We start from the raw sequence: 6,339 nt of genomic DNA on the forward strand, positions 1-6,339 counted from the left end.
CTATGCCTTGGGCTGAACCGCAGGGCGGGTGCGGTAGAACTGCATGGGGAACTCTTTCATTTCCTTGGCATGCTGGTTCAAGACCGACTGCTTCATCTTGCCGACCACGTGCATCTCGCAGGGCTTGCAGTCAAAGCGCAGGGTCAGCTTTTCTTTGCCGTTGATCAGCTGCAGTGGTTCGGCCTTGATGGTGCCCTTCACACCAATCACGCCCTTGGCCTGCTTGGGACAGAGGCTCATGGAAAAGCGCACGCAGTGCTTGGTAATCATCAGGCTGACTTCGCCCAGCTCTTCCTTGCTCTCATACGCTGCGTCGATGACCTTCACGCCGTGCTTCATGTAGAAGTCATGGGCCTTGTGGTTGTAGACGTTGGCCAGATACGTCAGCGTCTCTTCCGGGAAGGGTACGGGCGGCTCTACCGGCTTGGCACGTGGCAGGCGCACAAAGCCGTCTGCACGGGCCTGCTCCAGCGCAGCCACGGCATCGCGGCGCAGCTGGTTCAGGGCGGAGGCGGGCACAAACCAGGGCTGGCTGATGGACAGGCTGATGTCGTTGACTGCAAAAATCGTTGCGCCAAAGCGGCCCAGCTGTTCGCGCAGCGTGGCTTCGGCTTTGGAAGCATCCGTTGCAGCCTGGTGTTCCTGCGCAATGGCTGCACTGCCCACAAAACCGTCTTCATCGGTCAGCGTTAGCGCAAAGCCGTCGGCGGTTTCCTTGAACTCGGCCCACAGGCCAATGCGGCGGTCGCTCGACTTCTTGTCGAGCATGCGCACCCAGTTCATGTCACGGTTGCGGTTGATTTCCAGGCCTTTGCGTAAGTCCTTGAACTCGGCAATCTCGTTCTTGGGGAAGACACGCCAGATGCCTTTCTTGGCATTCACGCACTCGGCGCGGTTGATGTGCACACCTACCAGTTCCTTTTGCAGGTCGTAGTAGCACAGACCGTCGCCGTTGTTGAAGATGGCGGTCTTGTCGTTGCTTTCAAATTCAAACCACTTGTCACCCACCTGTGTGACCCAGCCCACGGCGCGGCCTGGGGTTTTGGGCGTGTCAAACGCACCAATGTCCTGTTTGCGGCCGTTGACAAAGTAGTCTGTGAATTCGCGGTTGAAGTTCTGGTCAGGGTCGGGATTGAAGGTGAAGGTGGTCGTGCCCGAGGACGAGCGTGCCAGCGGGTAGTCCGAGACTTCGCGCTCTTCAATGATTTCGTCGAGCAGCTTGCGGTAGTGGGCCGTGATGTTCTTCACGTAGGCCATGTCCTTGTAGCGGCCTTCAATCTTGAAGCTGCGCACACCGGCGTCGATCAGCGCACGCAGGTTGTCGGACTGGTTGTTGTCCTTCATCGACAGCACATGTTTTTCGTGCGCAATGATGCGGCCGTTGGCGTCCAGCACCTCGTAGGGCAGGCGGCAGGCCTGGTTGCAGTCACCACGGTTGGCACTGCGGCCCGTGTGGGCGTGGCTGATAAAGCACTGGCCCGAATACGCCACGCACAGCGCGCCGTGGATGAAGTATTCAATGGTGGTGTTTGGATTGAGCACATCGTGCACGGCCTTGATCTGCTTCAAGTCCAGCTCGCGTGCCAGCACGATCTGGCTCAGGCCCACGTCCTGCAGGAACTTGGCTTTCTCGGGCGTGCGAATGTCGTTCTGGGTGGAGGCATGCAGCTGGATGGGGGGCAAATCCAGCTCCAGCAGGCCCATGTCCTGGATGATCAGCGCGTCCGCGCCGATGTTGTACATGTCCCAGGCCATCTTGCGCGCGCCTTCGAGCTCATCGTCGCGCAAGATGGTGTTGAGCGTGATGAAGATGCGGCTGCCAAAGCGGTGGGCGTGCTTGACCAGACGCTCCAGATCACGCGTCTCATTGCCTGCCGTGGCGCGTGCGCCAAAGCCGGGGCCGCCGATGTACACAGCGTCCGCACCGTGGTTGACCGCTTCAATACCAATGTCGGCGTTACGTGCGGGGGAGAGAAGTTCGAGTTGATGAGGCAATAGAGACATAGGGGGCGAATTATCCGTGCGCCACACGCCTGTGTGGGGAATGGGGGGTATTGTGAAACGATGCTGTGAGCAGTAGCGGTCAGCAGCCAAACAGCAGCTGGCGATCTTGTCCTATAGCCGTTGCACAGCTTTATGGGCAGGGTAGAGCTTCCCGCTTTAAGGTGCTTTCCTATTTCTTCCATGGCTCTTGAATTCAGTTCTTACTACACCCTGATCTGTGCGGCAGTGGTGCTCATCATTGGCAGCTTTCTGGTGCGCAAAGTGCCGCTGCTCAACAACTTCAATATTCCGGAGCCTGTGGCGGGTGGTCTGGTGGCTGCCCTGGTCTGTTTAGGGGTGTATCAGTTCACGGGCTATCGCGTCAGTTTTGATGCGGAGTTGCAAAACGCCTTCATGCTGGTGTTCTTCTCTTCCATCGGACTCAGCGCCAATTTCTCCAAGCTCAAGGCGGGCGGGCGGGCCTTGCTGGTGTTTCTGCTGGTGATTGTGGTGTTCATCGGTGTGCAGAACACGGTAGGCATCACCATGGCCAAGCTGCTGGGGCTGGACCCACTGATCGGTCTGGTGGCTGGCTCCATCACCTTGCTGGGTGGGCATGGTACGGCGGGTGCGTGGGGCGCGGTGCTGGAGCATGAGCATGGCGTCAAAGGTGCGATCACCCTGGGTCTTGCCTGCGCCACTTTTGGTCTGGTGATTGGTGGCCTGGTCGGCGGCCCACTGGCCAAGTGGCTGATCCGTCGCAATGGCCTGCGTGGTCCGGTGGCAGATGGCAATAGCGACAGTGAGGAATCGGCCATGCCCAATTTCTCGTCGCCCCACAAGAACCGCCTGATTACGGCAGAAGCTGCGGTGGAAACCCTGGCCCTGTTCGCGGGCTGCCTGGCTTTTGCGCAGTTCATGACCGAGCTGACGGCAGGCTCCAGCTTCAAGCTGCCCACCTTTGTCTGGGCGCTGGGCGGCGGGGTGCTGATTCGCAATGCGCTGGACTATGTGTTTCGCTTTGAGGTGTTCGACCGTGCCATTGACGTGTTTGGCAATGCCTCGCTGTCGATCTATCTGGCCATTGCGCTGCTGTCGCTCAAGCTGTGGGAGCTGGCTGATCTGGCTGGGCCGCTGGTGATCATTCTGGCGGTGCAGACCCTGGTGCTGTTGCTGTACGTGGGTTTTGTGACCTTCCGAGTGATGGGCAAAGACTATGACGCTGCCGTGCTCTGCGCCGGCAACTGCGGCTTTGGCATGGGTGCTACGCCCACGGCGGTGGCCAACATGCAGGCCATTACCAACCAGTACGGCTCTTCATACAAGGCCTTTCTGATTGTGCCCATGGTGGGGGCTTTCTTTATCGACATTCTGAATGCGGTGTTCATTCAGCTCTTTCTCAAGTTCTTGAGCTAATGGAAACAAGAGGGCCATGACGGGCAGAGATAATTCCGGCCCATGACGATTGCCTTTTCTGACCACGAACACTGGATGCGCCACGCGCTGCAACTGGCGCAGCAAGCTGCGGCTGCGGGCGAAGTGCCCGTGGGGGCCGTGGTGGTCAAAGATGGGCAGATGGTAGGCGAGGGGCGCAATGCCCCTCTCTCGTGCAATGACCCGACGGCCCATGCCGAAGTGCAGGCACTGCGCGCTGCGGCGCAAAAGCTGGGCAACTACCGGCTCGATGGCTGCACCCTGTATGTGACGCTGGAGCCTTGCACCATGTGCAGCGGCGCCATGCTGCATGCGCGCGTCGATACCGTGGTCTATGGTGCGGCCGAGCCTAAGACGGGCGCTGCAGGCTCGGTGCTCAATGTGTTTGGCTACCCCGCCATCAACCACCAGACCCAGGTGGTGCGTGGTGTGCTGGCCGAAGAATGTGCGGCAGTGATGGCGGCATTCTTCCAGCAGCGCCGCGCCCAGCAGCGTGCGGTGGCGCTGGCCAATCACCCGCTCAAGGACACAGCGCTGCGCCACCCGGACAGCGCCTTTGCCGACCTGCCTGACTGGCCTTATGCGCCGCAGTGGCGCAGTGACCTGCCTGCACTGGGCGGTTTGCGCATGGCCGTGGTGGACGAAGGCCCCAGGAATGCCAGCATGACCTGGCTGTGCCTGCATGGCGCGGCCAGCTGGGGGTATGGCTTCCGGCATCTGGTGGTGCAGTGGCTGGTGGCAGGCCATCGTGTGGTCGTGCCCGATCTGCCCGGCTTTGGCCGCAGCGATCAGCCCAAGCGTGACAAGGCGCATACGGCAGACGGGCATGTGCAGCTGCTGCAAGAACTCGTGCAGGCCATGGACTTGCATCAAGTGGTGCTAGTAGGCGAGGGCGATGGCGCACGGCTGGGACTGGCGGTGGCGCAGGCCATGCCCGAGCGATTTACTGGCTGCTGGCTGATCGATAGCTGGCCCGATGCGGATGTGCCCAAGCCGTTGGCGCAGTGGCTGCAAGCCGCCGCCAACAAGCCGCAGTGGGATGTAGTGCAGAGTATGGTTCAAGCAGGTTTTTGGCCTATAGGGCAGATGCAGCAAGCGCCACTAGCTATACCTTTTGCACAGGCCGGGCACCGCGCAGCGCTCAAGGCCTGGCCGCGGGTGCAGGCGCAGCTGCCTGCGGTGCCGCATGAGTTGCTGAGAGGCTGGATGGAGCAGGGCAAGTGCTGGATCACCCGCAGCGCCACCAACACCCTGATGCCACAGGCCGCGTGGGAAGCCGCCTGGCGTGACACCCTGTCTGCACTGCGGCAATACCCACAGGCGCTGCAACAGACCCCCTTGTTCCCTATGGTTCCCGCGCAGGCAGCCATCAGCGCGGCGCAGGCTATGGAATACTTTGGGGCAACAGCCAGGGCGGTTGCGTCCTAGCCAGCCAACATTGATAGATCTATATGGAGCATGCAGCCCAGCCGCTGCATGACACGCTGTGGCGACTTCCAAGAAAAAAACCTCTCCCGCACCTGAGCATGCACACGCACATGACGAATATGGCTGCGGCGCACACGACTGCTGCCAGCATGATCACGAGCATGGACATACGCATGCCCACGGCGAGCACTGCGACCACCACCACGATCATGCGCACGATGGTGGCTGCTGCGGCCATGACCACAGCCACGGCCCCAGGCACATCTATGTGTATTCCCCTTCGGGGGCCGTGCGTGACAAGACCGCGTTCAAGCGCGCCATCAAGCGCCTGCAAGCCATGGGGCATGAAGTGGAAGTCGATACCGACGCCTTGAGCAGCTACCAGCGCTTTGCCGGTGACGATGCCACACGCCTTGCCGCCATTGAACGTGCTGCCGCCAGCGGTGCTGATGTGGCCCTGATCTCGCGCGGCGGCTATGGCCTCACACGCATCCTGCCCGGCATCAACTACCAGGCCGTGGCCAAGGCTGTAGAGCAGGGCACGCACTTTGTGGGACTGAGCGATTTCACCGCCTTCCAGAACGCCTTGCTCGCGCAGGCTGGTGCGGTGAGCTGGGCGGGCCCGGCGCTGATTGCCGACTTTGGCCAGAAGGACGAAGTGGACGACATCATGCTCGACTGCTTTGAAGACCTGCTCTACGGCCACGGCGAAGGTGCGGGTTGGCGCATGCCCAAGCAGCCCGAAGGTGCGGTGCCTGATGATTTCTACGTGGAAGGTGGCGCCACGCTGTGGGGCAGCAATCTGGCCGTGCTGGTGTCGCTGCTGGGCACGCCGTACTTCCCGCAGGTCGAGGGCGGCATTCTGTTCCTCGAAGACGTGGGCGAGCACCCCTACAAAATCGAGCGCATGCTCACCCAGCTGTTGCATGCCGGTGTGCTGGCCCAGCAAAAAGCCATCGTGTTTGGCCAGTTCACGGAGTTCAAGCTCACCAGCCACGACAAGGGCTACAAGCTGCAAAGCGTGATTGACTGGCTGCGCACGCAGGTGAAGATTCCCGTGCTGCAGGGCCTGCCTTATGGCCATGTGGCCACCAAGGTGCTGTTGCCTGTGGGCGCGCCCGTGTCGCTGTCGGTGGAAGGGCGCGACGCGCTGATCTACTGGGGTCATGCCCATTAATTAAAAACAAGAGCTGCTAGCGCTTGATGGACGGGCGCTGGTGGCCAATTTGGCTTGTAACTTTTCAAGAGACATTCCATGGGCAAAGTCGCCTTGCAATGGACGGATGACATGCTGGCCCAGCTGGGCAAGGAAAAAGACGCCGTGCTGGCCGAGCGCTGGGGCACCACGGCCAAGACCGTGAACCTCAAGCGCAATGCGCTGGGTATTCCCGCGTTTGGTCATGTGCAGTGGACGCCAGAGATGCTGGTGGCACTCGGCACAGACAGCGATGCCGCACTGGCCAAACGCTGGGGCATGAGCAAAGCCAGTGTGGT

Annotated in this window: 4 protein-coding genes and 1 pseudogene; 4 read left to right on the forward strand and 1 reads right to left on the reverse strand. The window is 60.8% G+C overall.

Going from position 1 to position 6,339, the window contains the following annotated elements; all coding sequences use genetic code 11:
* A complete protein-coding gene (locus F7P80_RS15555) occupies nucleotides 1-2,004 on the reverse strand; it encodes a peptidase U32 family protein (protein WP_058879588.1) in 2,004 nt (667 codons plus the stop codon).
* A 180-nt stretch (nucleotides 2,005-2,184) separates the two neighbouring features.
* On the opposite strand from F7P80_RS15555, the gene gltS reads away from it, so the two are divergent.
* The 4 genes and pseudogenes from gltS to F7P80_RS15575 form a co-directional block, all read left to right on the forward strand.
* Nucleotides 2,185-3,399, forward strand: coding sequence for a sodium/glutamate symporter (gltS, locus tag F7P80_RS15560; protein ID WP_151045950.1), 1,215 nt, complete (start codon nucleotides 2,185-2,187; stop codon nucleotides 3,397-3,399).
* Nucleotides 3,400-3,441: 42 nt separating this feature from the next.
* Nucleotides 3,442-4,845, forward strand: a complete 1,404-nt coding sequence (gene tadA / locus F7P80_RS15565) for a tRNA adenosine(34) deaminase TadA (RefSeq protein WP_151045952.1) — start codon at nucleotides 3,442-3,444, stop codon at nucleotides 4,843-4,845.
* A gap of 262 nt (nucleotides 4,846-5,107) precedes the next feature.
* Entirely contained in the window at nucleotides 5,108-6,022 is a 915-nt protein-coding gene (locus F7P80_RS15570) for an LD-carboxypeptidase (RefSeq protein ID WP_249041503.1), read from the forward strand.
* Between the two features lie 78 nt (nucleotides 6,023-6,100).
* A pseudogene (locus F7P80_RS15575) lies at nucleotides 6,101-6,339 on the forward strand (hypothetical protein); the annotation flags it as partial.

It is taken from the genome of Comamonas kerstersii, assembly GCF_008801935.1.
Classification (GTDB): domain Bacteria; phylum Pseudomonadota; class Gammaproteobacteria; order Burkholderiales; family Burkholderiaceae_C; genus Comamonas; species Comamonas kerstersii.

What these genes read in the sequence shown, in the direction of transcription:
- tadA (WP_151045952.1), top strand. Translation starts at nt 3,442, where the DNA reads ATGACGATTGCCTTTTCTGACCACGAACACTGGATGCGCCACGCGCTG.
- gltS (WP_151045950.1), top strand. Translation starts at nt 2,185, where the DNA reads ATGGCTCTTGAATTCAGTTCTTACTACACCCTGATCTGTGCGGCAGTG.
- F7P80_RS15555 (WP_058879588.1), bottom strand. Translation starts at nt 2,004, where the DNA reads ATGTCTCTATTGCCTCATCAACTCGAACTTCTCTCCCCCGCACGTAAC.